25 protein-coding genes and 1 tRNA gene are annotated in these 26,184 nt (G+C 68.8%); 12 read left to right on the forward strand and 14 right to left on the reverse strand.

What is annotated here, in order from left to right; all coding sequences use genetic code 11:
* Positions 1-65: 65 nt before the first annotated feature.
* From H610_RS0109065 to leuC, 8 genes are all read right to left on the reverse strand, one after another.
* Complete coding sequence (locus H610_RS0109065; protein ID WP_028239356.1) at positions 66-689, reverse strand: phosphoribosylanthranilate isomerase; 624 nt, start codon at positions 687-689, stop codon at positions 66-68.
* Positions 690-781: 92 nt separating this feature from the next.
* On the reverse strand, positions 782-1,645 hold the full coding sequence (truA, locus tag H610_RS0109070; protein ID WP_028239357.1) for a tRNA pseudouridine(38-40) synthase TruA: 864 nt from the start codon (positions 1,643-1,645) through the stop codon (positions 782-784).
* A 2-nt stretch (positions 1,646-1,647) separates the two neighbouring features.
* A complete protein-coding gene (locus H610_RS0109075) occupies positions 1,648-4,428 on the reverse strand; it encodes a FimV/HubP family polar landmark protein (protein WP_028239358.1) in 2,781 nt (926 codons plus the stop codon).
* A 407-nt stretch (positions 4,429-4,835) separates the two neighbouring features.
* Positions 4,836-5,948 (reverse strand): aspartate-semialdehyde dehydrogenase, encoded by a 1,113-nt coding sequence (asd, locus tag H610_RS0109080; RefSeq protein WP_028239359.1) that lies wholly within the window; start codon positions 5,946-5,948, stop codon positions 4,836-4,838.
* A gap of 51 nt (positions 5,949-5,999) precedes the next feature.
* On the reverse strand, positions 6,000-7,082 hold the full coding sequence (gene leuB / locus H610_RS0109085; protein WP_028239360.1) for a 3-isopropylmalate dehydrogenase: 1,083 nt from the start codon (positions 7,080-7,082) through the stop codon (positions 6,000-6,002).
* Positions 7,083-7,118: 36 nt separating this feature from the next.
* Positions 7,119-7,877, reverse strand: coding sequence for a class I SAM-dependent methyltransferase (locus H610_RS0109090; protein ID WP_028239361.1), 759 nt, complete (start codon positions 7,875-7,877; stop codon positions 7,119-7,121).
* An 11-nt stretch (positions 7,878-7,888) separates the two neighbouring features.
* Entirely contained in the window at positions 7,889-8,536 is a 648-nt protein-coding gene (leuD, locus tag H610_RS0109095; RefSeq protein WP_028239362.1) for a 3-isopropylmalate dehydratase small subunit, read from the reverse strand.
* Positions 8,533-9,972 (reverse strand): 3-isopropylmalate dehydratase large subunit, encoded by a 1,440-nt coding sequence (gene leuC / locus H610_RS0109100; protein ID WP_028239363.1) that lies wholly within the window; start codon positions 9,970-9,972, stop codon positions 8,533-8,535. Before leuC ends, leuD begins: the two co-directional genes overlap by 4 nt.
* Positions 9,973-10,236: 264 nt before the next feature.
* On the opposite strand from leuC, the gene H610_RS0109105 reads away from it, so the two are divergent.
* The gene (locus H610_RS0109105) at positions 10,237-11,118 is read left to right on the forward strand and encodes a LysR family transcriptional regulator (RefSeq protein WP_028239364.1); all 882 of its coding nucleotides are present in this window, start codon (positions 10,237-10,239) and stop codon (positions 11,116-11,118) included.
* A 277-nt stretch (positions 11,119-11,395) separates the two neighbouring features.
* Here H610_RS0109105 and H610_RS0109110 read toward each other — a convergent pair whose 3' ends face one another.
* Positions 11,396-11,842, reverse strand: a complete 447-nt coding sequence (locus H610_RS0109110) for an Hsp20 family protein (RefSeq protein WP_028239365.1) — start codon at positions 11,840-11,842, stop codon at positions 11,396-11,398.
* 129 nt (positions 11,843-11,971) lie between these two features.
* Between H610_RS0109110 and H610_RS0109115 the strand changes: the two genes are divergently transcribed.
* The gene (locus H610_RS0109115) at positions 11,972-12,718 is read left to right on the forward strand and encodes an SDR family oxidoreductase (RefSeq protein WP_028239366.1); all 747 of its coding nucleotides are present in this window, start codon (positions 11,972-11,974) and stop codon (positions 12,716-12,718) included.
* Positions 12,719-12,725: 7 nt separating this feature from the next.
* Here H610_RS0109115 and H610_RS0109120 read toward each other — a convergent pair whose 3' ends face one another.
* From H610_RS0109120 to H610_RS25685, 3 genes are all read right to left on the reverse strand, one after another.
* Entirely contained in the window at positions 12,726-13,691 is a 966-nt protein-coding gene (locus H610_RS0109120; protein ID WP_028239367.1) for a tRNA dihydrouridine synthase, read from the reverse strand.
* 101 nt (positions 13,692-13,792) lie between these two features.
* Positions 13,793-14,080 carry a hypothetical protein gene (locus tag H610_RS0109125; protein ID WP_028239368.1) on the reverse strand — a complete coding sequence of 96 codons (288 nt, stop codon included), beginning with the start codon at positions 14,078-14,080 and terminating at the stop codon, positions 13,793-13,795.
* 22 nt (positions 14,081-14,102) lie between these two features.
* A complete protein-coding gene (locus tag H610_RS25685) occupies positions 14,103-14,651 on the reverse strand; it encodes a hypothetical protein (RefSeq protein WP_161630461.1) in 549 nt (182 codons plus the stop codon).
* 184 nt (positions 14,652-14,835) lie between these two features.
* Between H610_RS25685 and H610_RS0109140 the strand changes: the two genes are divergently transcribed.
* From H610_RS0109140 to H610_RS0109160, 5 genes are all read left to right on the forward strand, one after another.
* Positions 14,836-14,912 (forward strand) — tRNA-Met (locus tag H610_RS0109140).
* Positions 14,913-15,125: 213 nt separating this feature from the next.
* On the forward strand, positions 15,126-15,911 hold the full coding sequence (locus H610_RS0109145) for an SDR family NAD(P)-dependent oxidoreductase (RefSeq protein ID WP_028239369.1): 786 nt from the start codon (positions 15,126-15,128) through the stop codon (positions 15,909-15,911).
* Between the two features lie 55 nt (positions 15,912-15,966).
* A complete protein-coding gene (surE, locus tag H610_RS0109150; protein ID WP_028239370.1) occupies positions 15,967-16,743 on the forward strand; it encodes a 5'/3'-nucleotidase SurE in 777 nt (258 codons plus the stop codon).
* Between the two features lie 60 nt (positions 16,744-16,803).
* Positions 16,804-18,375 carry a class I adenylate-forming enzyme family protein gene (locus H610_RS0109155; protein ID WP_043238149.1) on the forward strand — a complete coding sequence of 524 codons (1,572 nt, stop codon included), beginning with the start codon at positions 16,804-16,806 and terminating at the stop codon, positions 18,373-18,375.
* A 40-nt stretch (positions 18,376-18,415) separates the two neighbouring features.
* On the forward strand, positions 18,416-19,453 hold the full coding sequence (locus H610_RS0109160; protein ID WP_028239372.1) for an NADP-dependent oxidoreductase: 1,038 nt from the start codon (positions 18,416-18,418) through the stop codon (positions 19,451-19,453).
* Here the strand turns inward: H610_RS0109160 and H610_RS0109165 are convergent.
* Entirely contained in the window at positions 19,450-19,641 is a 192-nt protein-coding gene (locus H610_RS0109165) for a hypothetical protein (RefSeq protein ID WP_028239373.1), read from the reverse strand. The two genes, H610_RS0109160 and H610_RS0109165, sit on opposite strands and share 4 nt — an antisense overlap.
* A gap of 130 nt (positions 19,642-19,771) precedes the next feature.
* Positions 19,772-20,014 (reverse strand): hypothetical protein, encoded by a 243-nt coding sequence (locus H610_RS0109170; RefSeq protein WP_028239374.1) that lies wholly within the window; start codon positions 20,012-20,014, stop codon positions 19,772-19,774.
* Positions 20,015-20,399: 385 nt separating this feature from the next.
* Here H610_RS0109170 and coxB point away from each other — a divergent pair, with 385 nt between their 5' ends.
* The 5 genes from coxB to H610_RS0109195 are packed head-to-tail and all read left to right on the forward strand — an operon-like array spanning position 20,400 to position 26,145.
* Positions 20,400-21,407, forward strand: a complete 1,008-nt coding sequence (coxB, locus tag H610_RS0109175; protein ID WP_236614286.1) for a cytochrome c oxidase subunit II — start codon at positions 20,400-20,402, stop codon at positions 21,405-21,407.
* On the forward strand, positions 21,404-23,935 hold the full coding sequence (ctaD, locus tag H610_RS0109180; RefSeq protein WP_028239376.1) for a cytochrome c oxidase subunit I: 2,532 nt from the start codon (positions 21,404-21,406) through the stop codon (positions 23,933-23,935). The genes coxB and ctaD overlap by 4 nt, the downstream gene beginning before the upstream one ends.
* The gene (locus tag H610_RS0109185; protein ID WP_084166422.1) at positions 23,932-24,345 is read left to right on the forward strand and encodes a hypothetical protein; all 414 of its coding nucleotides are present in this window, start codon (positions 23,932-23,934) and stop codon (positions 24,343-24,345) included. Before ctaD ends, H610_RS0109185 begins: the two co-directional genes overlap by 4 nt.
* Positions 24,342-24,968, forward strand: coding sequence for a cytochrome c oxidase assembly protein (locus H610_RS0109190; protein WP_043238152.1), 627 nt, complete (start codon positions 24,342-24,344; stop codon positions 24,966-24,968). The genes H610_RS0109185 and H610_RS0109190 overlap by 4 nt, the downstream gene beginning before the upstream one ends.
* Entirely contained in the window at positions 24,949-26,145 is a 1,197-nt protein-coding gene (locus H610_RS0109195) for a c-type cytochrome (RefSeq protein ID WP_051231634.1), read from the forward strand. The genes H610_RS0109190 and H610_RS0109195 overlap by 20 nt, the downstream gene beginning before the upstream one ends.
* Positions 26,146-26,184 lie beyond the last annotated feature (39 nt).

The following is a 26,184-nucleotide window of genomic DNA, read 5'->3' on the forward strand; positions in this document are numbered from 1 at the left end:
TCGCTTGACCGAGGGGCAGCCCGCCCCCAAAGCGTCCCTACTGGACGGCAATCGGCCAGCACTCGTCACATCCGCTGACGGACGCGGGCCACGAAATCACGAACCTTGTCGGCATCCTTGACGCCCTTGCCGGCCTCGACGCCGCCGCTGACGTCGACGGCGTACGGGCGCACGCGCTCGATGGCCTCCCCGACGTTTTCCGGCGTGAGACCGCCGGCGAGAATCAGCGGCTTGGGCAGGGCCGGCGGGATCAGCGACCAGTCGAAGGCCTCCCCGGTCCCGCCCGGCACGCCGGCGACATAGGTATCGAGCAGGATGGCGCTGGCGCCGGGGTATTGCGCCGCGGCATGGGCAACATCCTCGCCGGGGCGCACGCGCAATGCCTTGAACCAGGGGCGATGGAAGCCCTCGCACGCCTCGGCGGGCTCGTCACCGTGAAATTGCAGGAGATCGAGCGCGACGGCGTCGAGGATTTCGTTCAGCTCGCAGCGGCTGGGGTTCACGAACAGGCCCACCACGCTGACGAACGGAGGCAGGGCCCGAACGATCTGGCGTGCCTGGGCGACCGAAACCGCTCGAGGACTCTTCGGATAGAACACCAGTCCGATGGCGTCGGCACCCGCTTCGGCGGCCACCAGGGCATCTTCCACTCGGGTGATACCGCAAATCTTGCTGCGTACGACGGACAAAGGAAGGCTACTCTGCTGGTAAAGCACTGGATGGTAACAAAACGAAGGTCGCCTGCAAGCCACCCTCCGCACCCCTCACCCGCTGTCCCGGCTCAGCGCTCTAGAACATCCGGCAAGCCGGAGAGGAAATGCGGCCCGAGGTAACGGACCGGCAGCTTGAATTCCTCCGGATACTCGACCTGCACCAGATACAGGCCGTACGGATGGGCGGTCACGCCGCCGGCCTTGCGCTGGCGCGCGGCCAGCACCTCCTGCGCCCACCCCACCGGCCGCTCGCCCGCGCCGATGGTCATCAGCACGCCCGCGAGGTTACGCACCATGTGGTGGAGAAAGGCATTGGCCCGTACGTCCAGCACGATCAGGCGCCCGCTCTGCATGAGCTCGAGGTGGTGGATGGTCTTGACCGGCGACTTGGCCTGGCACTGCTGGGCGCGAAAGGCGCTGAAGTCGTGGGTGCCGACCAGGCAGGCCGCCGCCGCGCGCATCCGCTCGACATCCAGCGGCCGATGGTTCCAGGTCACCTCCTCGGCCAGGTGCGCCGGGCGGATCTGGTCGTTGTAGATCACGTAGCGATAGCGCCGCGACATGGCGCTGAAGCGTGCATCGAAGTTGTCGGGCACCTGCTGGGCCCAGGTGACGCTGATGTCCGGCGGCAGGTTGGCGTTGCAACCCATCACCCAGGCGAACATGGTGCGCTCGACGCCGGTATCAAAGTGCACGACCTGGCCACTGGCATGCACCAGCGCATCGGTGCGGCCGGCACAGCTGATGGTCACCTCCTCGCCCCCGGCTACGCGGGTCAGGGCCTTCTCCAGTTCCTCCTGGATCGAGCGCACGCCGTTGCGCTGGCGCTGGAACCCGTGGTAGCGCGAGCCCTTGTACTCGACGCCGAGCGCGATCCTGAAACGAGCAGCGGCAGCCCCGGGGGCTGCCGCTTCAGGTACCACTGCAACCATGGTCAGCCGAGGCGGGCGAGCATTTCGCGCGCCTCCTGCTGCTGGCTGTCGCTACCCTCGCTCATCACCTCGTCGAGGATGTCGCGAGCGCCTTCCGAATCACCCATGTCGATGTAGGCCTTCGCCAGATCCAGCTTGGTCGCGGTCTCGTCGGCATCGGCGAGGAAGTCGAAATCGTCGTCGAGCGAATCCCCCGCGCCGCCGCCGATCGGCTGCGGGCTGGCGAGCGCCTCTTCGCTGGCCTGCGGGACGCTCGGCGCTTCCGGCTGGGCGGGCTCGGCAAGCGGCTCGTCGAGGGAAAGATCGAAGTCGTCGGGCAGGGAGCTGTCGGCCGTCTGGGCCTGCTCCTCGGGCAGCTCGAAACCGAAATCGTCAAGGTCGCTCGCGTTGCCGGCCGGCGTCTCGGACTCGGCCACCGTCGGCTCCTCGGCAGAGGGCATCGGCTCGTCGAACTGGAAGTCGAAATCGGCCAGCGGATCGACTTCTGCCGGAGTCGCCGAAGCCGGCTCGTCCATCAGATTGAAGTCGAAATCCGAGTCGGCCGGCGCCTCGGCAGCCGGCGTGTCGAGCGCGAGCGGTTCGTCGAAGGAGAACTCATCCATTCCGTCAGCCGTCGCATCGGCGATGGATTCCGCCGCCCCATCCGCCTCGGCGGCCGGGCGAGGCTCCTCATCCATACCGAAACCCAGGCTGTCCAGATCCAGGTCCAGATCGAACGCACCTTCCGCGCCCTGGGTGACCGGGGGCTGGACCGGCTCGTCATCGCCCAGGTCCAGATCGTCCAGGCTCAGATCGTCGAGACGCGGCGCCGCTGCCGCCGCAGCCACCCCGCCAGCCGTGGCCGCCGCCATGGCCGGGAACTTGGCCTTGAGCCCGTCGACACCCGCTCCGGCGCCGCCGATCTCGCGCAGCTCGGCCTCCTGCCGGGCGAAGCCCTCGCGGTCGCCGAGCTCGGCATAGACTTCCATGAGCTTCAGGCGCAGGTCGGTGCGCTGGGGCTCGTTGTTCAGCGCGTTCTGCAGCAGTTCCGCCGCCTGATTGAAACGGCCGTAGGCGATGTAGATGTCCGCCTCGGCGAGCGGGTCGTTGGACTGAGCGGTGACCGGTTGCTCCAGGGCTTCCTCGCGCTCTTCATCGGCCAGCGAATGGGTGTATGCCGGCGCGGTCGCCGCGGTACCGACCCCATAGCCGTTGAAATGCTCTTCGTTGTCCAGGCTCTCCTGCAGCTCGGCCTCTTTCATGGCATTGCGGCGCGACAAGGCCATGAGGCCGACCAGCAGCAACAGCAGCACACCGCCGCCGACCAGCCCGAGCATCACCGGATTGGCCAACAGGGAGCCGACGAAGCCTTCGTCCTCCCTCTCGCTGGCCGCCGGCGTGGCAGGCTGCGTGGCGGGGCGCGGGGCCTGTGCCGCCGGAGCCGGCGTCTGGGCCGACGGGGTCGGCTGCGAAGCCGTGGAAGACGGCGCAGGGGCAGTCGCATTGCCCGCTTGCCCCGCATTTCCCGTTACAGGCGCGTCGGTAGCGGCGGGCTGGGACGCGTCACCGTTCCCAGCCCTTGCCGGCTCCCCCAACCCGGACTCCGGAGCCTCCGCCCCGGTTGCCGGCGCGGCATCCTGATCGTCCGCGGCGTCCGATCCGGCGGCGTCCGCACCCAGTTGCGCCTGCAGCCTGGCGAGCTGGTCGTCCTTCAGCGCCATCAGACGCTGCAGTTTTTCCAGTTGCCCCTGCAGATCCTGCATGCGGTCTCGCAGTTCGGCGTTTTCACGGCGGCTGGAGTCCAGGCTTTCCTGGGTCACCGCGAGCTTGTCGCTCAGGGCCTTGGTCGAGCCCTCGGCACCGCGATCGCTGCCGGATTCGGCATTGCCGTCGTTGGGTGCGACGAGCCGGAGGCTGTCGCCCGCCTCGCTCCGCGACGGCGAGGCGCCGGCCGCATTGCGCTGGGTGGCGTCGATCTGCCGGGCGCCTGCCACCGCACCGGTGCCCTGGCGCCAGGCGGCGTTCTGCTGAGCGACCTCGGCGATCGCTTCGGCCTGGCTTCTCTGGCGAACCTGCTCGGCGGTGGGCATGCGCAACACCTGGCCGCTCAGCATGCGGTTGATGTTGCCGTCGATGAAGGCGTTCGGGTTCAGATCCTGGATGGCCAGCATGGCCTGGTGCACGCTGCCGCCCTGGCGATTGCGCTCGGCGATTTCCCACAGGGTATCGCGCGCGCTCGTGCGGTACTCGCCGCCGGCCGTGGTGCTGGCGGCCGTGCTGCCGGAGGCTGCACCGCCGGCGGTGGCCGCCGGGCGCTGGGCCGGCTGGGCCGCGGGTGCCTGACGGGGCGCTGCCGGCGCGATGGGCAGCTGCGGCGCTGCGGCGGCCGCGGTCTCGGGCGAATAGAGCGGCGGATCCAGCAACAGGGTGTATTCGCGAAGCAGGCGACCGTTGGGCCACATGACTTCGACGAGGAAGTTCAGATAGGGCTCGCGAACCGGCTTGCTCGAGGTCACCTGGATGACGCTCTTGCCGTCAGGGCGAAGAACGGGGGTGAACTTGAGATCGGTGAGGAAATAAAGGCGGTCGACGCCCGCCTTGCTGAAGTCTTCGACGCTCGCCAGTGCCGGAACCACTTCGCCCGGCGCCAGCGACTTCGCATCCAAGAGTTCGATCTCGGCCACCAAGGGTTGATTCAGCGACGACTTGAGCGTGACTTCACCGAGCCCCAGCGCATGCGCCATTTCGGTTGTCAACGCGGTGGCAGCCGCGATTGCCAGCACTAGATTGCGAACCCGAACCATAGTGAAAATCCCTTGTTTATCTTCTTTCTCGAACTTCGAGGTTTATATCGCCGCCCCAGCCCGACGCGGGGTCCCCGCCGGCGATCAGCAAGAAACAATCCATTTCTAGAATAGTTCTTCAATAGTTCAGCAAGTATCTTTTACAGATAGTGTTTTATCAACAAGTCGCCTGGCCGCATGGCGCCCGCCGCCGCGCTTTTTGGCACATTATCAGACGCAATCCACAAATTGACCGCCACCGGGCTCGGCGCCGGCGCCAAGAGCCGAAGTCCCCCGCATCAGCGACCCTCGCATACCGGAATGGCCCCTGGCGAAACACCGATCACGAATAAAAAAGACCGCCATGCAGCATGGCGGTCTTCTGGTTTTCGGCAGCGGCTCGGTGTTCTTGACCCCAGCCGCCGACCTCAGCGCTCGAGCAGAATCCGCAGCATGCGCCGCAGCGGCTCGGCGGCACCCCACAGCAGCTGGTCGCCGACGGTGAACGCGCCGAGATAGTGCGAGCCCATGTTCAGCTTGCGCAGGCGGCCGACCGGAACGGTCAGCGTGCCGGTCACGGCGGTCGGGCTGAGCTGGTGGACGCTGTCCTCGCGGTGATTGGCCACCAGCTTCACCCAGGGGTTGTGCTGGCTGATCAGCCCTTCGACGTCCGAGATCGGCACGTCCTTGTTCAGCTTGATGGTCAGCGCCTGGCTGTGGCAACGCATGGCCCCGACGCGCACGCAGATGCCGTCGACCGGAATCGGGTTCTTGAAGCGGCCGAGGATCTTGTTGGTCTCGGCCTGGGCCTTCCATTCCTCGCGGCTCTGGCCGTTCGGCAGTTCCTTGTCGATGTAGGGGATCAGGCTGCCGGCCAGCGGCACGCCGAAATTGTCGACCGGGAAGCCTTCGCCGCGCTGGGTCTCGGCGACCTTGCGATCGATCTCCAGGATGGCGCTCGCCGGGTTGGCCAGGTCGTCGGCCACCGCCGCGTTGATCGCGCCCATCTGCTTGATCAGCTCGCGCATGTTCTGCGCGCCGGCGCCGGACGCCGCCTGGTAGGTCATGGCGCTCATCCACTCCACCAGCCCGGCCTCGAACAGGCCGCCCAGGCCCATCAGCATCAGGCTGACGGTGCAGTTGCCGCCGATGTAGTTGCGGGTCCCGGCGTCGAGCTGCTGGTCGATCACCCGGCGGTTGACCGGGTCGAGCACGATGACCGCGTCGTCGTGCATCCGCAGCGCCGAGGCCGCGTCGATCCAGTAGCCTTGCCAGCCAGCTTCGCGCAGTTTCGGGAAGACCTCGTTGGTGTAGTCGCCGCCCTGGCAGGTCAGGATCACGTCCAGACCTTTCAGCTCGTCAATGCTGTAGGCGTCTTTCAGCGCGGGAATGTCCTTGCCGATGTCCGGCGCCTGGCCGCCGACATTGGAGGTGGTGAAGAACACGGGCTCGATCAGGTCGAAGTCCCGTTCTTCCAGCATGCGCTGCATGAGCACGGAACCCACCATGCCCCGCCAACCGATCAGACCTACACGTTTCATCTGCAACTAACCTTCAGTGGGAGTGGCCCGCCCTGTTGGCGGGCAAAAAGCTTACAACGTCGCGAGCGCGGCGACCACCGCGTCGCCCATTTCGCGCGTACCGACCTTCCTGCAGCCTTCGGACCAGATGTCGCCGGTGCGCAGCCCCTGGTCGAGCACCTGGCCGACCGCCCGCTCGATGGCGCCGGCCGCAGCGCTCTGGCCGAAGCTGTAGCGCAGCATCATCGAGACCGAAAGGATGGTGGCCAGCGGGTTGGCAATGCCCTGCCCGGCGATGTCAGGCGCGGAGCCATGGCAGGGTTCGTACATGCCCTTGTTGTTGGCGTCGAGCGAGGCGGACGGCAGCATGCCGATCGAGCCGGTGAGCATGGAAGCCTGGTCCGACAGGATGTCGCCGAACATGTTGTCGGTGACGATCACGTCGAACTGCTTGGGCGCGCGGACCAGCTGCATGGCGGCATTGTCGACGTACATGTGGCTGAGCTCGACGTCCGGATACTCACGGGCCACCTCCTCCACCACTTCGCGCCACAGCTGGCTGGAGGCGAGCACGTTGGCCTTGTCCACCGAGCACAGCTTCTTCCCACGCACCCGCGCCATGTCGAAGCCGACCTTGGCGATCCGGCGGATCTCGCCCTCGCTGTAGGGCAGCGTGTCGTAGGCCTGGCGCTCGCCGTTGTCCAGCTGGCGCTGGCCGCGCGGCGCGCCGAAATAAATGCCGCCGGTCAGTTCGCGGACGATGAGGATGTCCAGCCCCGAGACCACCTCGGGCTTGAGCGTCGAGGCGCCGGCGAGCTGCGGATACAGGGTCGCCGGGCGCAGGTTGCCGAACAGCCCCAGGGCGGAACGGATCTTCAGCAGGCCGCGCTCAGGGCGGATGTCACGCTCGATCCTGTCCCATTTCGGGCCGCCGACCGCGCCCAGCAGCACGGCATCGGCCGCCTGCGCCCGCGCCAGCGTCTCGTCGGCCAGCGGCAAGCCGTGCCTGTCGATGGCCGCGCCGCCGATGACGTCTTCGGTCAGCTCGAAGCCCAGCCCGAAGTTGTCGTTCACCGACTCCAGGACCTTGACCGCCTCGGCCACGATTTCAGGGCCGATGCCGTCGCCCGGGAGAATCAGAATCTGCTTGCTCATGCTTGCCCCTTGTCGGGCGCCATACGCGCCACCTGTCTAGCGCCGGGCCCAGATGACCACCACGTCGGTGGAAAAGGAACCCTCGGCATCGATTTCGAAATAATCGCGGACCTCTTCGCTGGCTGCGGTCTGCAGCGCGCGGATGGCCTCGCGGAACGGCTGGGGCGTGCGCATGCGCTCGACCCAGGAGGAAAATTCCAGACGCAGCCGCTGGCAGGCATGGCGCTCGACCTGCAGGCCGGCGTCGCCCAGTTGCCGCAGCCATTCGGCGACGCTGTAGTCGCGCACGTGGCTGGCATCGCGCAGCAGCTCCACCGTCTGCAGGTGCGTGTCGAGCAGCGGCAGCCCCGGCGCGACCACGTCGATGATCGCGACCCGGCCGCTCGGCGCCAGGACCCGGCGCGCCTCGCGCAGCGCACGCCCCAGATCGCTCCAGTGATGAGCGGAATAACGGCTGAAGACGAAGTCGAAGCGGCCGTCGGGAAACGGCAACGCCTCGACCGCGCCCTGCTCGGTGCGGACGTTGCCCAGCCCGCGCTCGCGCGCGGCGGCCGCCACCACCTCCAGCATCCCGGCCGAAAGGTCGTAGGCCACGACCTCCCCGGCATGCGGCGCGACCTGGAAGCTGACGTGCCCGGCGCCGCAGCCCAGGTCGAGCACCCGGGCATCCGCGCGGCCGGCCAGCGCCTCCTTCAGGGCGGCGAATTCGGCCCCCTGGGCATGCACGGCGCTGGTGAGGTAGGCAGCGGCCTGCTCGCCGAACTGGCGCTGGACGACCTGCTGGTGCTCGCTCATGGCTCGGCCGCCTACCGGATCGCGCCGAAGAGCCAGGGCTGGCTCTGGCGATGACGGGCCTCGAAAGCCTCGATCGCTTCGGCGTCCTGCAGCGTCAGGCCGATGTCGTCGAGCCCGTTGAGCAGGCAGTGCTTGCGGAAGGCATCCACCTCGAAGCGGTACTGCACGCCGTCCGGCCGGGTCACGGTCTGCGCGTCGAGGTCGACGGTCAGCTGGTAGCCCTCGCTGGCTTCGGTCTGGCGGAACAGCTCGTCGACCTCCTGCTCGGCGAGCACGATCGGCAGCAGGCCGTTCTTGAAGCTGTTGTTGTAGAAGATGTCGGCGAAGCTCGGCGCGATGACCGCACGGAAACCGTACTCGTCCAGCGCCCAGGGCGCGTGCTCGCGCGAGGAACCGCAGCCGAAGTTCTCGCGCGCCAGCAGCACGCTGGCGTCGTGGTAGCGCGGGAAGTTGAGCACGAAATCCGGGTTGATCGGCCGGGCGCTGTTGTCCTGCCCGGGCTGGCCGACGTCGAGGTAACGCCATTCGTCGAACAGGTTGGGGCCGAAGCCGCTGCGCTTGATCGACTTGAGGAACTGCTTGGGAATGATCTGATCGGTGTCGACGTTGGCCCGATCGAGCGGGCAGACCAGGCCGGTGTGCTGAGTGAAAGCCTTCATTGCTGCGCGCCCCCGTTGAGCAGTTCGCGTACGTCGACGAAATGACCGGTCACCGCCGCCGCGGCGGCCATCGCCGGGCTGACCAGGTGCGTGCGCCCACCGGCGCCCTGGCGGCCTTCGAAGTTGCGGTTCGAAGTGGAGGCGCAGTGCTCGCCGCTGCCGAGCTTGTCCGGGTTCATCGCCAGGCACATGGAGCAGCCCGGCTCGCGCCATTCGAAGCCCGCCTCGAGGAAGATGCGGTCCAGGCCCTCGGCCTCGGCCTGCTGCTTCACCAGGCCGGAGCCCGGCACCACCATCGCCTGCTTGACGTTGGCGGCCACCTTGCGGCCCCTGGCCACTTCGGCGGCGGCACGCAGGTCCTCGATGCGCGAATTGGTGCAGGAGCCGATGAACACGCGGTCGAGCCTGATCTCGGTGATCGGCTGGTTGGCCTGCAGGCCCATGTACTTCAGCGCGCGCTCGATGGAGCCGCGCTTGATCGGATCGGCCTCGACCGCCGGGTCCGGCACACGCTGGTCGACCGGCAGCACCATTTCCGGCGAGGTGCCCCAGCTGACCTGCGGCTTGATCTGGCTGGCGTCGAGCTCGATCACGGTGTCGAACACCGCGTCCGGGTCGGACACCAGGCCCTTCCACAGCGCCACGGCCTTTTCCCAGTCGGCGCCCTTGGGCGCGAACGGGCGGCCCTCGACGTAGGCGATGGTCTTCTCGTCCACCGCCACCATGCCGACCCGCGCACCGGCCTCGATGGCCATGTTGCACAGGGTCATGCGACCTTCCATCGACAGGTCGCGGATGGCGCTGCCGGCGAACTCCAGCGCATGCCCGGTGCCGCCGGCGGTGCCGATCCGGCCGATCACCGCGAGCACGATGTCCTTGGCGGTCACGCCGAACGGCAACTGGCCTTCGACGCGCACCTGCATGTTCTTCATCTTCTTGGCCACCAGGCACTGGGTGGCGAGCACGTGCTCGACTTCCGAGGTGCCGATGCCGTGCGCCAGCGCACCGAAGGCGCCATGGGTCGATGTGTGCGAGTCGCCGCAGACCACAGTCATGCCCGGCAGGGTCGCGCCCTGCTCCGGGCCGATCACGTGGACGATGCCCTGGCGCACGTCGTTCATCTTGAACTCGAGGATGCCGAAGTCGTCGCAGTTCTCGTCCAGCGTCTGCACCTGCAGGCGCGAGACCTCGTCGGCGATCTGCTCGATGCCGCCCTTGCGCTCGCTGGCGGTGGTGGGCACGTTGTGGTCCGGCGTAGCGATGTTGGCGTCGATCCGCCACGGCTTGCGCCCGGCCAGGCGCAGGCCTTCGAAGGCCTGCGGCGAAGTCACTTCGTGCAGGATGTGCCGGTCGATGTAGATCAGCGACGAACCGTCGTCGCGGCGCTTGACCTCGTGCATCTCCCAGAGCTTGTCGTAGAGCGTCTTGCCAGCCATCGGACTTTCCTCATCGTGGGCGCGCAGCGGTCATGGCCCCTGCGCTTGTGGGGGCAATCCTAGGGCGCCCACGCGGATTACTCAAATTCATATTTTTCATTCAGCGCATTCCAAACAGGAATTCGGATTAGACTAGGCCGTAGGGTGGGCTTCAGCCCACCAGAATGCGCCGTCCGGCACGCGTTGGACTGGCGCGGAACCCGGCCCAGCCTATCCTCTGCGCCCTTCACGCCCCTGCGTTTTCATGCCTCCGGAAACACGTACATGGATCTCGCCAGCCTCAACGCCTTCATTGCCGTCGCCGAGACCGGCAGCTTCTCGCTCGCCGGCGAGCGCCTGCACCTGACCCAGCCGGCGGTGAGCAAGCGCATCGCCGCACTGGAGCAGCAGCTGGACGTACGCCTGTTCGACCGGCTGGGGCGCGAGATCGGCCTCACCGAAGCCGGCCGCGCCCTGCTGCCGCGCGCCTACCGGATTCTCGCCGAGCTGGACGACACCCGCCGCGCGCTGAGCAACCTCACCGGCGTGGTCAGCGGCCGCCTGAGCCTGGCCACCAGTCATCACATCGGCCTGCATCGGCTACCGCCGGTGCTGCGTGCGTTCACCCGCGAGCACCCGCAGGTCAGCCTGGACATCCGCTTTCTCGATTCCGAGGTCGCCTACGAGGAAGTCCTGCACGGCCGCGCCGAGCTGGCGGTGATCACCCTGGCGCCGGAGACCGCGGCGCCGGTGCAAGCGGTCGAGGTGTGGGACGACCCGCTGGCTTTCGTCACCGCGCCGGAGCACCCGCTGGCACGCAACGGCCGGGTGACGCTCGCCGACATCGCCCGCTACCCGGCGGTGTTCCCGGGCGGCAACACCTTCACCCATCACATCGTGCGCGCGCTGTTCGAGCGCGAGGGGCTGACGCCGAACATCGCCATGAGCACCAACTATATGGAGACCATCAAGATGATGGTCTCCATCGGCATCGCCTGGAGCGTGCTGCCGCGCACCCTGCTCGACGACCAGGTGCTGGCCCTGCCGCTGCCGGGCGCGCGCCTGCACCGCTCGCTCGGCTACATCCTGCATACCGAGCGGACGCTCTCCAACGCGGCCCGCGCCTTCATGGCCCTGCTGGAGGCCGCGGGCGACCGGGCAAATTGAAAAAACGACCTATGCGGGCACAAACGCCCTGAAGGCTGGAGGGCGCCCCCTCAACTCCATTCAAGTCAAATTTTTGGCAAAAAACCACCTCAGCCACACCTTTCCCCGCAGCTCGAAGCCCCTCTCCGTCCAGCCTTCCAGCCGAAAGCATCGCCCTGAGGGCGGGCCTCCCACAAAAGCGGCATGGCCCCGCGGAATTCTGTGGGAGCCGCGCCCTCGCGGCGCAGGCCTGCCGAAAACCAAAAGGGGCGTCCTTCGACGCCCCTTTCGTTCTGGATTACCCTTCCAGCGCAGGTCGCTCAGTGCTGGCGATCGGGATGCGCTTGGGTTTGGCTTCTTCCGGCACTTCGCGGACCAGGTCGATGTTCAGCAGGCCGTTGTTCAGCGCGGCGCCGCGAACCTCGATGTGGTCGGCCAGGCGGAACGACAGCTTGAAGGCGCGCTGGGCGATGCCCTGGTGCAGATAGGTCACGTTGTCCGCGCCGTTCTCGCGCTTGCCGCCGCTGATGGTCAGCACGCCGCGCTCGACCTGCAGTTCGAGGTCGCTATCTTGGAAGCCGGCCGCGGCTACCACGATGCGGTAGCGGTCGTCGCCATGCTTCTCGACGTTGTAGGGCGGGTACGACGTGCCGGCCTCGTTGCGCAGGGCCGACTCGAACAGGTCATTGAACCGGTCGAAACCGATCGACTGACGAAACAGCGGAGCCATGGAAAAACTGGTCATGATGCGTTCTCCTGAATATCAGCGAGTTGATGCTTCGCGGGACCCGACTTCGGCATCCCGCAAGGGCTAGATGTGGACGCACGGAACGCTTTCAAGACCCTCCAACAAAAAAATTCGAGGCACAGAACCATGTCCAGAGTGATGCTTGTAACCGGCGCCAGCCGCGGGATCGGCGCCGCCACCGCGAGACTGGCCGCGGCACGGGGCTATGCCCTGTGCATCAACTACCACCAACGCCGGGACGCCGCCGAGCAGCTGGTCGAGGCGATCCGCAAGGCCGGCGGCGAAGCGACCGCGGTGGCCGCCGACGTCGCCCGCGAAGACGAGGTGGCGCGCCTGTTCGAGGCCTGCGACCGGGCCTTCGGCCGCCTCGACGTGCTGGTCAACAACGCCGGTATGCTGGAGCGCCAGATGCGCCTGGACGAGATGGACGCCGCACGCCTGGCCCGCGTCTTCGCCACCAACGTCACCGGCAGCTTCCTCTGCGCCCGCGAGGCGGTGCGGCGCATGTCCACCCGTCACGGCGGCTCGGGCGGCAGCATCGTCAACGTCTCCTCGGTGGCAGCCAAGCTCGGCGCGCCGAACGAATACATCGACTACGCCGCGGCCAAGGGCGCGATCGACAGCATGACGCTCGGCCTGGCCAAGGAAGTCGCCGCCGAGGGGATTCGCGTCAACGCCGTGCGCCCCGGGGTGATCGACACCGAAATCCATGCCAGCGGCGGCGAGCCGGATCGCATCCAGCGGGTGAGCAAGAGCGTGCCCATGGGGCGCGGCGGCCAGGCCGAGGAAGTGGCCCGGGCGATCCTCTGGCTGGCCAGCGACGAGGCCAGCTACACCAGCGGCGCCCTGCTCGACGTGGCCGGCGCGCGCTGAGCGCCACTCAGGCCGGTGCTGGCTCGCGGTGCGCCACGCCGAGCCAGGCGTCCAGCCGTTCGCAGTCGTGCTCGCGGCGCACCCGGGCGAACAGCTCGGCGGCTTCCGGGTAGGTTCGGGTGAGCATGCCCAGCCATTGCTTCAGCCGTCCGGGGGCGTAGCGCGGGGCGATCTTGCGCCGCGCCTGGCGCCAGAAGTCGGCGAGCAGCGGCTCGATTTCCGCCCAGCCGAGCGGCGCCACCGGTTCGCCGCGCCGTGCCGCCGCGATCTGGCGGGCGAGGTCCGGGCATGACACCAGGCCGCGGCCGAGCATGATGTCCTCCACCCCGCTGACCTCGCGGCAGCGGCGCCAGTCGGCCAGCGACCAGATCTCGCCGTTGGCATAGACCGGCACCGGCACCGCCTCGGCCACCTTCGCCACCCACTCCCAGTGCGCTGGCGGCTTGTAGCCCTCGACCTTGGTACGCGCATGCACCACCAACTGCGCGGCGCCGCCGTCGGCTAGCGCCCGGGCACAGTCCAGCGCGCCCTCGGGGCTGTCGAAGCCCAGGCGCATCTTGGCGGTCACCGGAATGGCGGCGGGCACCGCCCGACGCACCTCGGCGACGATGGCATGCAGCAGCTCCGGCTCCTTCAGCAGCACGGCGCCGCCACGCGACTTGTTCACGGTCTTGGCCGGGCAGCCGAAGTTCAGGTCGATCACCGGGGCGCCGAGGGTGCAGGCATGGGCCGCGTTGTCGGCCAGGCACGCCGGGTCGGAGCCGAGCAGTTGGACGCGCATCGGCGTCCCCGCGCGGGTGCGCGCGCCGGTCTCCAGTTCGGGCGCCAGCTTCTGGAAGCTGGCCGGCGGCAGCAGCCGGTCGGTGACCCGGATGAATTCGGTCACGCACCAGTCGACGCCGCCGACGCGGGTCAGGATGTCGCGCAGGATTTCATCGACCAGCCCCTCCATCGGGGCGAGCGCAATCTGCATGGCGAGGGTTCGTTGCGAAAGACGGGCGCGCATTGTAATGACGCGGCGGCGCCAGGCAAACGCACGGCCCGCTCAGGCAGGCTCCGCCGGTCGGCGCTGCGTCACTGCTTGCGGTCGGCGGCCTCGCCTTCTTCCGGTTTGTCGCCGGTGCCCTCGGGCGCGTCACCCTTGCCGCTGCGCAGGCCGGTGCCGTCGGTGGTGGCGGTGCCGTCGGTGGTATCGCTGCCGGTGTCCACCCCGGCGCTGTCGGTATCGCCCGGCGCCGGCTGGCGCTGCGAAGCGCCCGGCCCGGGCTGCCCGTTGTCGCCTTCGCCCTGGCCGGCGGCCAGGGCGAGGCTGCCGCCCAGCCCCAGGACGACCGCGAGACCTGCGGTCAGAAAGATGTTCATGTGCCCTCCGGACGCTTGCCTGTCAGTCTTCGTTCGCATCGCGCGACCTGTAGCCCTTGCGATGCTCCATGTCCTGCCCGACGTCGCCGTGATCGGGTTCGGCGTCGTCGCGCGACGGCATCGCCGGCGCCTGTTCTTCCGGCCAGTCCGGCTCGTCCTGCCGGCGATCGGACGGACGGACCCCCTCACCCATGCCCATCGACCCGCTGCCGGCCGCGCCCCGGTCGACCGGCCCGGTGTTCTGCGCCACTCGTGTGTCGGCCTGGACCACGGCCCAGGGCGCGGCTGCCACGAGCAAGGCCACGACGTACGGCAAAGCCCGCATCGCTGTCCTCCTTCGTTCGTCTGTCTCTCTTCTTTGGGCAGCGGCCCCGATCGCGAGTGCGACCGTCGCGATCGCTGCCTGACGGTCGGCGAACGGAAACCCCTGCGCGGCCCCGGGGTCCATACCAACAGAGGGGCCACAGGGGTGGCCCGAGGCGCGCGAGGGAATGACGATGACGAACGCACTGGTACTGATGCTCATGGTGCTGGGCTGGCTCGCGATGGCCGTGGCGATGCTCTGGGGCATGCTGCGAATCGCCCGCCGACACCATCGCCCGCTGCCCCCGCAGGCGCACGGCACGGCTGCCCACAAGCCACTGCGGGCGCGGCACAGCGGCCGTGCGGTCACGCTAAATATTTGACTGAAAAAACTTTTTTCCAGTCCAACGGTTGACATGACGGGATCCGGCTGTAGAATGCCGACCCACAGACGCGGGATGGAGCAGTCTGGTAGCTCGTCGGGCTCATAACCCGAAGGTCGTCGGTTCAAATCCGGCTCCCGCAACCAAACAGAAAGCCCCAGGTGTGAAAGCACCTGGGGCTTTTTCGTTTCCGCGTCTCCCTTCCGGATATCCCTCCCCTCTGCCCTTCACGCCCCCGCCCGCTGTACCCCGTCATCAACTCGGCTGATAACGCCGCGCTGCAATTGACGCACCGACCCGCCGATGCCAGTTTCCGGAGCAAACAAGAACGGGCGCACACGCGTGCGGGAGGCTTTGCGATGCGATTCGAGGGTCAGGTAGCGATCGTCACCGGGGCCGGCAGCGGCATCGGCCGCGCCACGGCCAGGCGGCTCGCCGGCGAGGGCGCGCGGCTGGTGCTGGTGGACCGGTCGGCCGAGGGCCTGGACGAGACCCGGGCGCAGTTGCCGGAACAGACCGAGGCGCTGGTCCGGCAGATGGACGTGTCCGACGAGGCGGCGGTGCAGGCGCTGGTCGCGCAGACGCTCGAACGCTTCGGGCAGGTCGACGTGCTGTGCAACAACGCCGGCATCTCCGGAAGCGGCTATCCGCTGATCGACCAGCAGGATCGCGAGGAGTGGGAGCGCATCCTGGCGGTCAACCTGATCGGCCCGATGCTCTTCTCCAAGCACGTCAGCGCGGCGATGAAAACGCGCGGCCGCGGCGCCATCGTCAACACCGCCTCGGTGGCCGGTATCCGCTCCGGCGCCGGCGGCAATGCCTACAGCGCCTCCAAGGCCGGGGTGATCAACCTGACCATGACCAGCGCCTGCGACCTCGGCGAGTTCGGCATCCGCGTCAATGCGGTGTGCCCTGGGCTGGTGGAAACCGGCATGACCCGCCGCGTGTTCGAACTGGCCCGCGCCAAGGGCAAGGAGGACAGGCTCGGCTCGCGCTGCGAACTGCGCCGCTACGGCCGCCCCGAGGAGATCGCCGCTGCCATCGCCTTCCTCGCCAGCGACGACGCCAGCTACATCACCGGCCAGGCGCTGGCCGTCGACGGCGGCAACACCGCCTCGCTGAACCTGCCGGGCATGAAGGTCTGATTTCGCCTCGGGCGTCGGCAGCGCCCCTGCCGCGCCCTCGCACCAGGGAAACTCCATGAGCAAGCATCTGTTTCGCCGCGTCCTGCTGACCAACGACGACGGCATCGCCGCGCCCGGGCTGGCGCGCCTCGAACGCCTGGCCGCCGAGCTGGCGGAGGACGTCTGGGTGGTGGCCCCCGAGCACGATCAGAGCGGCACCGGCCAGGGCATTTCGCTGCATGCGCCCCTGCGCGTGTTCCGCCATGGCGAGCGGCGCTACGCCGTCTCCGGCACACCGTCGGACTGCGTGATGTTCGCGATGGCCGAATGGATGCGCGACGAACGCCCGGACCTGGTGCTCTCGGGCATCAACAGCGGCGCCAACATCGGCGACTCGGTGCCCTACTCCGGCACCATCGGCGCGGTGATGAGCGCCGACCTGCTCGGCCTGCCGGCGATCGGCCTCAGCCAGGCCTTCCACGACCGCGCCAACATCGACTGGTCGCCGGTGGAGACCCACGCGCTGGCGATCGTCCGTGCCCTCTGGGCCCGCGCCGGGCAGGACGGCTGCTGCTGGAACGTCAACTTCCCGGCCTGCTCCGCCGCCGAGGTCAGCCACCTGCGCATGGCCCGGCAATCGCGCGGCTCGGTGGCCGGCCCGCGCCTGGTGGCCGGCCACGATGCCCGCGGGCTGCCGTACTGGTGGCTCGGCTTCGCCCATTCCTCCAGCCACATCGTCGACCCGCAGGTGGACGTCTGCGCGCTGCGCGACCGGCGCATCGCCATCACCCCGCTGCGCGACACCCGCGGCTGGCTGGAATGGGGCCAGGAGCAACCGGTTGCCGAACTCTGAAACACCCGGCCGCGCCGAGCCGCAGCCTTCACGTCATTTCTGCCGAACAGCGAGCCGTCAATGAACTCGATCGTCCAACCCGCCGTTCTCGACTTCGACCAGCCCTTCCTCGCCGTACCCGACCTGCTCGCCCACTGGGCCCGCACCCAGCCGGCGCACCCGGCGCTGATACAGGACGGGCGCCAGCTGAGCTACGGCGAACTGCAGGCGCGGGTCGAGCGCATCGCCGCCAGCCTGCAGCGCGACGGCCTGCGTCCGGGCGAGGCCATCGCCCTCTGCGCGCTCAACTCCATCGAATACGCCTGCGTGTTCCTCGGCGCGCTGCGCGCCGGCGTGGTGGTGGCGCCGCTGGCGCCTTCGGCGAGCGCCGAGAGCCTGCTGACCATGATCGAGGACGCCAGCGCGCGCCTGTTGTTCGTCGACGCCGCGGCCGAGACGCATCTCGCCCCGGTGGCCGGGCGCCTGGGCATCCCGTGCCTGCGCCTCGAGGCCGATGCGCCCGCCCACAGCCTGGACGGCTGGCTGGGTGATGCCGAACCGCAGCCGGTGCAGATCGAGCCGTCCTGGGCGTTCAATATCATCTATTCGTCCGGCACCACCGGCGAGCCCAAGGGCATCGTGCAGTCGCACGCGATGCGCTGGTCGCACGTGCGCCGCAGCCGGACCTACGGCTACGGCGCGGACGTCACCACGCTGATCGCCACGCCGCTGTATTCCAACACCACCCTGGTGGCCTTCATCCCCACCGTGGCGCTGGGCGGCAGCACGGTGCTGATGGGCAAGTTCGACGCCACCGGCTACCTCGAACTGGCGCAGCGGCACCGGGTCACCCACACCATGCTGGTGCCGGTGCAGTACCAGCGCCTGATGGCGCACCCGGACTTCGACCGCTACGACCTCTCCAGCTTCCGCTTCAAGTCCTGCACCAGCGCGCCCTTTCGCGCCGAGCTCAAGGCCGACATCCTGGCACGCTGGCCGGGGGCGCTGGTGGAGATCTACGGCATGACCGAGGGCGGCGGCACCTGCCTGCTCATGGCCCACGAGCACCCGGACAAGCTGCACACCGTCGGCCAGCCGGCCGAGGGCCACGACATCCGCCTGATCGACGACCAGGGCAACGAGCTGCCGCCGGGCGCCACCGGCGAGGTGGTGGGCCATTCGCCGGCGATGATGGTCGGCTACCTGAACAAGCCGCAGAAGACCGCCGAGGCCGAATGGCACGACCGCAGCGGCAAGCGCTTCATCCGCACCGGCGATGTCGGCCGCTTCGACGAGGACGGCTTCCTCACCCTGCTCGACCGCAAGAAGGACATGATCATCTCCGGCGGCTTCAATCTCTACCCGAGCGACCTGGAAGCGGTGCTGCGCCAGCACCCGGCCATCGCCGACGTCACCGTGGTCGGCGTGCCCTCGCAACGCTGGGGCGAGACGCCGGTGGCCTTCGTGGTACCCGTCGCCGGCACTGGCGAAACCGCCGCGAGCCTGCTGGAGTGGTTCAATGGGCGGGTCGGCAAGACCCAGCGGCTGGCCCGCCTGGAACTGGCCGAGGAGCTGCCGCGCAGCGCCATCGGCAAGGTGCTCAAGCGCGAGCTGCGCGATCGCTTCGTCGCCGAGCACGGCGAACTGGCCTGACCGCAGCGCCTTTCCAACCTCGACAAGGGAGTTCGACAGCATGCCCCAGACCGCCAGCCAGAACCGCAGCATCCGCCTCGCCTCCCGCCCGCACGGCGCGCCGGTGCCCGACAACTTCCGCCTGGAGACCGCGGCGGTACCGACGCCGGGCGAAGGCCAGCTGCTGCTGCGCACCGTCTACCTGTCGCTCGACCCCTACATGCGCGGGCGCATGAGCGCCGGCCCGTCCTACGCCGCGCCGGTGGAAGTCGGCGACGTGATGTGCGGCGGCACGGTCTGCCGGGTCGCCGCCTCGCGCCATCCGGACTACCGCGAGGGCGACTGGGTGCTGGCCTATACCGGCTGGCAGGACTACGCGCTCTCCGACGGCCAGGGCCTGCAGAAGCTCGCGCCCGACATGGCGCACCCGTCGCACGCGCTGGGCATCCTCGGCATGCCCGGCTTCACCGCCTACATGGGTCTGCTCGACATCGGCCAGCCGCAGCCGGGCGAGACGCTGGTGGTCGCCGCCGCCACCGGCCCGGTTGGCGGCACGGTGGGGCAGATCGGCAAGCTCAAGGGCTGCCGGGTGGTCGGCATCGCCGGCGGCGCGGAGAAATGCCGGCACGCGGTGGAGACGCTCGGCTTCGACGCCTGCATCGACCATCACCGCGACGACCTGAAGGACGCACTCGCCGAAGCCTGCCCACAGGGCATCGACGTCTACTTCGAGAACGTCGGCGGCAAGGTGTTCGACGCCGTGCTGCCGCTGCTCAACACCCGCGCGCGCATCCCGGTCTGCGGGATGATCGCGCAGTACAACCGCACCGGCCTGCCGGACGGCCCCGACCGCCTGCCGCTGCTGCTCGAGACCATCCTGCGCAAACGCATGCGCATGCAGGGCTTCATCATTTCGCTCGACTACGGGCACCGCTACCGCGAGTTCCACCGCGACATGAGCGGCTGGTACGCCGAGGGGCGCATCAAGTACCGCGAGCAGATCGTCGAGGGGCTGGAGAACGCCCCCGAGGCCTTCATCGGCCTGCTCGAGGGCAGGAACTTCGGCAAGCTGGTGGTCCAGGTCGGTGCGCGCGACTAGCGGTCGTAGTTCTGCTCCTGGTGCTCGTAGTCGTACTGGATGTACTCCTCGGCTTCAGGCAGTTGGTCACAGCGCTTGACCACCTCGCCCGCCTGGCGGATCTCGTAGTAGGGCTCGCTCATCGACCCGTCCGTCCAGCACTCATAGACGTAGTAGCCGTTGCCGCTGGTGACGATTCGCTCGGTCATGACATCGCTCCTCGAGGGGCTCACGCCCTGCTGCTGATCCACGCGCCGCCCGGGTCCCGGCGGCGCCTCTTTCAAGGGACCGAGCGGGCGTGGCCGCGTTCGGACCGTTTGCCGGCCTGTTTGTGGGAAGTCATCCCTGGTCATGCAGGCGGATGCGGGTAATGCCGAGTATCTCGGCCTGGCGCAGCAGCTCGTCCTCGCTGGCGTCGGCTTCGGGCAGCACCAGGTTGTTCTCGGCATCGGCGAAATGCCGCTCAATCAGCAGCCGCGCCGCCTGCCCCGGGCTCAGCGGCCCGTCGCTTTCGACGAGGTGTTCGCGCGGGTCCTGCTGGTAGAAGTAGTCGACGCGGGTACTGTGGGTGGTCGCAGTCATGACAGGCTCCGGTGATGAATGTTGTGAACCTGACTCGCCGGTCAGTCCGATGGTTCCCGCGGGCATGCCCTCATCCGGCCCTGCGGGATACCTTCTCCGTAGGGGAAAAGCCCGGTGTTGCCTGAAGGCTGGCATAGACCCGCAGGAGCGAGCTCGCTCGCGAACCGGACGCCGCCTGGCCCTCATCCGGCCCTGCGGGCCACCTTCTCCCGCGGGAGAAGGGAAAAGCCGGTGCTGCCTGAAGGCTGGCCCACACCTGTAGGAGCAGGCTCTGCCTGCGACCCCAACGCCCGCCCCACCGAGCCAAAGCCGAATCGGTCCACGACGCAAATTTTTCTCCTCGCAGATGGTCGGACACCTTTAGTCACCAGAACCGGGCGATCCCTTGATCAGGACAGACCCACGACAACCGCGCAGGTACCGGGCCGGCTGGCTGCTGGCCACGACACTGTCGCTGGCCGGCTGCGAAGGACGCCAGTCCGCCCTTGCCCCCGCCGGAGCGGGCGCCGAGCGGATCGCCGAGCTGTTCTGGTGGATGACCGTCGGCTCGCTGCTGATCTGGGCGCTGGTCATCGGCCTGGCGCTCTACGTCACCCGCGCGCACCCGGAGGCCCACGGCGTCCGCTCGGCCCGCTGGCTGATCATCGGCGGCGGCGTGGTGTTCCCGACTACCGTGCTCACCGCCCTGCTGATCTACGGGCTGATGCTGATCCCCGAGCTGCGCGCCACCGGCGACATCGACCGGCGCATCGAGGTCGCCGGCGAACAGTGGTGGTGGCGCGTGCGCTACCCGCAGGAGAACGGCGAAGCGGTCGAGCTGGCCAACGAGATTCGCCTGCCGCTCGGCGAACGCATCCTGTTCCGCCTGAGCAGCCCGGACGTGATCCACTCGTTCTGGATTCCCTCGCTGGCCGGCAAGGTGGACATGATCCCCGGACGCATCACCGAACTGGTGGTCGAGCCGACCCGCACCGGCACCTTCCGCGGCGCCTGTGCCGAATATTGCGGCGCGTCCCACGCGCTGATGAATTTCCAGGTAGTGGTGATGGAGCCGGACGCCTACCGCGACTGGCTGGCGCACCAGGCGACGCTCGCCCGAGCGCCCACCGCCGAGCAGGCGCGACGCGGCCAGCAGGCCTTTCTCGCCAACGGCTGCGGCGCCTGCCACACCGTCCGCGGCACGCCGGCCGACGGCCGCCTGGGGCCCGACCTGACCCATGTCGGCAGCCGCCTGGGCCTGGGCGCCGACGCCCTGCCCAACGACCGCGAGGCGCTGATCCGCTGGATCGGCCACACCGGCGAGGTCAAGCCCGACGTGCGCATGCCGGCCTTCGGCATGCTGCCGGTCGACGAACTGGCCGCGCTGGCCGCCTACCTGAGCGAACTGGAATGACCGACAGCGCCACCGAGCCCTTCGACCCGGACGACCGCGAGCGCCAGAAGGCGCAGGAGCAGCGCCTGCGCAAGCCCTGGGAGGTCCCGCGCGGCTGGCGCTATTGGTCGGCGGTGAACAACAGCGACGTCGGGCTTTGGTACACGACGGTGGCCTTCGTGTTCTTCCTGTTCGCCGGGGTGCTGGCGCTGCTGATGCGCACCCAGCTGGCGGTGCCGGAAAACGACTTCCTTTCCGCCGACACCTATAACCAGGCCTTCACCCTGCACGGCTCGGTGATGATGTTCCTGTTCGGCGTGCCGATCTTCGAGGCCTTCTCGATCCTGATCCTGCCGCAGCTACTCGGCGCCCGCGACCTGCCCTTCCCGCGCCTGTCGGCCTACGGCTTCTGGTGCTTCGTGATCGGCGGAATCTTCGTCTGCGGCTCGATCTTCTTCGGCGCCGCGCCCCAGGGCGGCTGGTTCATGTACCCGCCGCTGACCACCAGCTACAGCGAAGGCATCGGCCCGGACGTCTGGCTGCTCGGCCTGTCGTTCATCGAGATCGCCTCGCTGGCCGCCGCCGTCGAACTGATCGTAGGCGTGCTCAAGACCCGCCCGCCAGGCATGCGCATCAATCTGATTCCGCTCTACGCCTGGTACATCCTGGTAGTGGCGGTGATGATCCTGTTCGCCTTCCCGCCGCTGATCGCCGGCGACCTGCTGTTCGAGATGGAGCGCGCCTTCGACTGGCCGTTCTTCGACCACACCCGCGGCGGCGATCCGCTGCTGTGGCAGCACCTGTTCTGGATCTTCGGCCACCCCGAGGTCTACATCATCTTCCTGCCGGCCATCGCGCTGGTGGCGATGATCGTGCCCACCGCCGCGCAGCGGCCGATCGTCGGCTACGGCTGGATCGTGCTGGCGGCGGTGGGGACCGGCTTCATCAGCTTCGGGCTGTGGGTGCACCACATGTTCACCACCGGCATGCCCGGCATCTCGCTGGCGTTCTTCTCCGCCGCCTCGGAGGCAGTGGCGATTCCCACCGGCGTGCAGATTTTCTGCTTCCTCGCCACGGCGCTGGCCGGGCGCTTCGTCAAGTCGGTGCCGACGCTGTTCGTCTCCGGGGCGCTGGCGATCTTCGTGCTCGGCGGGCTGACCGGGGTGATGGTGGCGGTGGCGCCCTTCGACTTCCAGGCACACGACACCTATTTCGTCGTCGCCCACCTGCACTACGTGCTGATCGGCGGCATGCTGTTCCCGGTGGCCGCCGGGATCTACTACTTCTACCCTTTGACCAACGGCAAGCAGATGTCGGAAAGGAGCGGCAAGTGGGCCTTCTGGCTGATGTTCGTGGGCTTCAACGTGGCCTTCCTGCCGATGCACTTCACCGGGCTGCTGGGCATGCCGCGGCGGGTCTATACCTATCCGGCCGGCATGGGCCTGGACCTGCTGAACCTGGTCTCGACCGTCGGCGCCTTCGTGTTCGCCGCCGGCGTGCTGATCCTGCTGTTCGAGGTGGTGCGGCCGAAGAAGAACGAGCCCTACTCGCCACGCAATCCCTGGAGCGCCGGCACGCTGGAGTGGCTGGCGAAGATGCCCGACGAGTCCTGGGGCGTGCGCTCGATCCCGCTGATCAAGAGCCGCTACCCGCTCTGGGACCAGCCCAACCTGATGGCCGACGTCGATGCCGGGCGCTTCTACCTGCCCGACGCCGAGGAAGGGCAGCGCGAGACACTGATCACCAGCACCATCGACGGCCGGCCGATGCAATGCCTGCGGGTGCCGGGGCCGACCTTCCAGACGCTGTGGGCGGCGATCTTCACCGGCGGCGCCTTCATCTTTCCGGTCTATCACCTGTACCTGCCGGCGCTCGTCTGTGCGGTGCTGGCGGGCTTCGCCATCCTCGGCTGGCTGTGGACGGGCACCGCGATGATCCCGGAAAAGCCGCAAAAGGATGTCGGCCTCGGCCTGACCCTGCCGCTCTACGCCTCGGGGCCCAAATCGGTGGGTTGGTGGGCGATGTTCATCACCATGATCGGCGACATGAGCGCCTTCGCCAGCCTGGTGTTCGGCTATTTCTTCTTCTGGACGGTGCACGACGATTTCCTGCCGGGGCCGGCCGCGGGGCCCGGCCTGCTCTGGCCGGCCATCGCCGCCGGGCTGGGCCTGGGCGCCTGGGCGCTGACCCTGCTGGCGCGGCATTGCAACCGGCGCGACCAGGTCCTCGGCTTCTACCTGTCGCTGGCCCTGGCCGCGCTGCTCACGGTGGCCTGCAGCGTCGCGCTGTTCGCCGGTCCGCACCTTAGCGGGCTCGATCCGACCACTCACGTCTACCCGGCGACGGTCTGGGTGCTGGTGCTCTGGACGCTGCTGCACCTGGGCGCGGCGCTGATTATGCTGCTGTACTGCGTCGCCCGGCGCGCCGCCGGACGGATGACCGCCGAATACGACATCGACATGCAGAACGTCGGCCTCTACTGGCACTTCATGGCCATCACCCTGGTGGTGACGGTGGCGGTGATCGGCGGATTCCCGAGGGTCGCATGAACGAACGCAACGACGATCTGCCCGACGAAGAACTGGAAGCCCCGCCGGCGCGCTGGGGGAGCCTGTGGCTGCTGACCTTCGGCCCGGGCATCTGGGCGATCCACTTCCTGCTGTGCTACGTCACCGCGGCGGTCTGGTGCGCCAAGGTCGCCGGCCGGACCGGCCTGCTGGGCGACGCGAGCCTGCTGGTGGGCCTGTACACGCTGGTGGCGCTGGTCGGCATCGGCCTGACCGGCTGGCGCGGCTATCGCCAACACCGCTTCGGCCACGCCGATCCGCCGCACGACTTCGACACCGCCGAGGACCGCTACCGTTTCCTCGGCTATTCAACCCTGCTGCTGAGCGGCCTGAGCTTCGTCGCCACCCTGTTCGTGGCGCTCTCGGTCGTGTTCATCGAGACCTGCGAATGAAACGCCTGGCCCTGCTACTCGGCGCGCTGACCCTGGCCATGGCCTGGCTCGGCCCGCTGCCGGCGCTCGCCGAACGCGCCTTCGCCGCGCACATGGCGATGCACGTGCTGGTGGTGGCGGTAGCCGCGCCGCTGCTCGCGCTCGGGCTGGCCAACGGCCGCCTGGACCCGGTACAGCAGGCGCCCCGGCTGTTTTCGCCGGCGCTGGCCTCACTGGTGGAGCTGGTGGTGGTCTGGGGCTGGCACGCGCCGGCGCTGCACCACGCCGCCCGCCATTCCAGCGGCCTGCTGGCGCTGGAGCAGCTCAGCTACCTGGCCGTCGGCCTGCTGCTCTGGCTGTCGGCCTTCGGCGGCTCGCGGCGCCGCGACCGCGCCGCGGCCGGCATCGCCGGGCTGCTGCTGACCTCCATGCACATGACCCTGCTCGGCGTGCTGCTGGCGCTGGCCGGGCGACCGCTGTACGCGCACGCGGCACTGGCCGCCGACGGCCTGTCCGCGCTCGACGACCAGCACCTGGGCGGGGTGATCATGCTGGTGTTCGGCGGCTGCTCCTATCTGGCCGGCGGGCTCTACCTGCTGGCCGGCCTGCTGAGAGAGAAAACCGATGTCGCATCGGCCCGCTGAGGCACTCTACCGCCTGCTCATGCGGCCCTTCGCCGGCCTCGGGCAACGGCTGCGGCACGGTTCGTGGCGCTTTCGGCTGGCCGCGGCGGCGCTGACGCTGGTGCTGCTGAGCGGCACCGGGCTGCTGTTCGCCTGGTCGGGCCTGGTTCCGGTGGCCGCCAGCTCCGGGCACTGGCCGCTCACCGATTGGCTGCTGCACTTCACCATGCGCAGTTCGGTACGTACGCAGTCGGCGAGCATCACCCCGCCCCCGCTCGACGACCCATCGCTGGTGCTCAAGGGCGCCGGGCACTACGCCACCGGCTGCGCCTTCTGCCACGGCGCACCGGGCCAGGAGCGGTCGCTGATCGTCGAGCGGATGACGCCGGCGCCGCCCTTCCTGCCGCCGCGCATCGCCGAGTGGGGGCCCGAGGAGCTGTTCTGGATCGTCAAGAACGGCATCAAGTTCACCGCCATGCCAGCCTGGCCGGCGCTCGGGCGCGAGGACGAGGTCTGGGCGCTGGTGGCCTTCCTCGAGCAGTTGCCTGGCATGAGCCCGCAACGCTATCGCGAACTCGCGCTGGGGCCGGGCGCGGCAGCCACGGTCCCGCGCCTGCAGGCGCCGACCGATGCGCCGGACGCACTGCTCGCCGACTGTGCCCGCTGCCATGGCGACGACGGCCTCGGACGCGGCCTCGGCGCCTACCCCAAGCTCGCCGGGCAGCGCGAGGCCTACCTGCTCGCCAGCCTGCGTGCCTATGCCAGTGGCACGCGGCAGAGCGGCATCATGCAGCCGATCGTCGCCGGGCTCGACGACCAGGCCCTGCAGGCGCTGGCCCGGCACTACGCCGGATTGCCCGCCCCGGCGACGCAGGAAGCGCCGCCGGCCCCTCCGGCGCAAGGCGAAGCGCTCGCCCGGCAGGGCCTGCCCGAGCGCGGCGTGCCCGGCTGCGTGCATTGCCACGGCCCGACCTCCACCCCGCGCAACCGCCAGTATCCGGAGATCGCTGGGCAGTACCCCGGCTACCTGGCGCTGCAGCTGCAGCTGTTCCGCGACGGCCTCCGCGGCGGCAGCGAGTACGCGCATGTCATGCACAGTGCCGCGCGCCGCCTCGACGACGAGCAGATCGAACAGCTGGCCCGTTATTACGGTGCGCAACCCTGGAGCTCGCGGGATCGGCCGGCGGAGCCGCGCTGAGTCCCGAACTTTGCCGGCATCGGCATCGTCTATCGCTTG

The organism is Stutzerimonas azotifigens DSM 17556 (assembly GCF_000425625.1).
Taxonomy (GTDB): Bacteria; Pseudomonadota; Gammaproteobacteria; order Pseudomonadales; family Pseudomonadaceae; genus Stutzerimonas; species Stutzerimonas azotifigens.

What these genes read in the sequence shown, in the direction of transcription:
- truA (WP_028239357.1), bottom strand. Translation starts at nt 1,645, where the DNA reads ATGGTTGCAGTGGTACCTGAAGCGGCAGCCCCCGGGGCTGCCGCTGCT.
- H610_RS0109075 (WP_028239358.1), bottom strand. Translation starts at nt 4,428, where the DNA reads ATGGTTCGGGTTCGCAATCTAGTGCTGGCAATCGCGGCTGCCACCGCG.
- asd (WP_028239359.1), bottom strand. Translation starts at nt 5,948, where the DNA reads ATGAAACGTGTAGGTCTGATCGGTTGGCGGGGCATGGTGGGTTCCGTG.
- leuB (WP_028239360.1), bottom strand. Translation starts at nt 7,082, where the DNA reads ATGAGCAAGCAGATTCTGATTCTCCCGGGCGACGGCATCGGCCCTGAA.
- H610_RS0109090 (WP_028239361.1), bottom strand. Translation starts at nt 7,877, where the DNA reads ATGAGCGAGCACCAGCAGGTCGTCCAGCGCCAGTTCGGCGAGCAGGCC.
- leuD (WP_028239362.1), bottom strand. Translation starts at nt 8,536, where the DNA reads ATGAAGGCTTTCACTCAGCACACCGGCCTGGTCTGCCCGCTCGATCGG.
- leuC (WP_028239363.1), bottom strand. Translation starts at nt 9,972, where the DNA reads ATGGCTGGCAAGACGCTCTACGACAAGCTCTGGGAGATGCACGAGGTC.
- H610_RS0109105 (WP_028239364.1), top strand. Translation starts at nt 10,237, where the DNA reads ATGGATCTCGCCAGCCTCAACGCCTTCATTGCCGTCGCCGAGACCGGC.
- H610_RS0109110 (WP_028239365.1), bottom strand. Translation starts at nt 11,842, where the DNA reads ATGACCAGTTTTTCCATGGCTCCGCTGTTTCGTCAGTCGATCGGTTTC.
- H610_RS0109115 (WP_028239366.1), top strand. Translation starts at nt 11,972, where the DNA reads ATGTCCAGAGTGATGCTTGTAACCGGCGCCAGCCGCGGGATCGGCGCC.
- H610_RS0109120 (WP_028239367.1), bottom strand. Translation starts at nt 13,691, where the DNA reads ATGCAGATTGCGCTCGCCCCGATGGAGGGGCTGGTCGATGAAATCCTG.
- H610_RS0109125 (WP_028239368.1), bottom strand. Translation starts at nt 14,080, where the DNA reads ATGAACATCTTTCTGACCGCAGGTCTCGCGGTCGTCCTGGGGCTGGGC.
- H610_RS25685 (WP_161630461.1), bottom strand. Translation starts at nt 14,651, where the DNA reads ATGCCCCAGAGCATCGCCACGGCCATCGCGAGCCAGCCCAGCACCATG.
- H610_RS0109145 (WP_028239369.1), top strand. Translation starts at nt 15,126, where the DNA reads ATGCGATTCGAGGGTCAGGTAGCGATCGTCACCGGGGCCGGCAGCGGC.
- surE (WP_028239370.1), top strand. Translation starts at nt 15,967, where the DNA reads ATGAGCAAGCATCTGTTTCGCCGCGTCCTGCTGACCAACGACGACGGC.
- H610_RS0109155 (WP_043238149.1), top strand. Translation starts at nt 16,804, where the DNA reads ATGAACTCGATCGTCCAACCCGCCGTTCTCGACTTCGACCAGCCCTTC.
- H610_RS0109160 (WP_028239372.1), top strand. Translation starts at nt 18,416, where the DNA reads ATGCCCCAGACCGCCAGCCAGAACCGCAGCATCCGCCTCGCCTCCCGC.
- H610_RS0109165 (WP_028239373.1), bottom strand. Translation starts at nt 19,641, where the DNA reads ATGACCGAGCGAATCGTCACCAGCGGCAACGGCTACTACGTCTATGAG.
- H610_RS0109170 (WP_028239374.1), bottom strand. Translation starts at nt 20,014, where the DNA reads ATGACTGCGACCACCCACAGTACCCGCGTCGACTACTTCTACCAGCAG.
- ctaD (WP_028239376.1), top strand. Translation starts at nt 21,404, where the DNA reads ATGACCGACAGCGCCACCGAGCCCTTCGACCCGGACGACCGCGAGCGC.
- H610_RS0109185 (WP_084166422.1), top strand. Translation starts at nt 23,932, where the DNA reads ATGAACGAACGCAACGACGATCTGCCCGACGAAGAACTGGAAGCCCCG.
- H610_RS0109190 (WP_043238152.1), top strand. Translation starts at nt 24,342, where the DNA reads ATGAAACGCCTGGCCCTGCTACTCGGCGCGCTGACCCTGGCCATGGCC.
- H610_RS0109195 (WP_051231634.1), top strand. Translation starts at nt 24,949, where the DNA reads ATGTCGCATCGGCCCGCTGAGGCACTCTACCGCCTGCTCATGCGGCCC.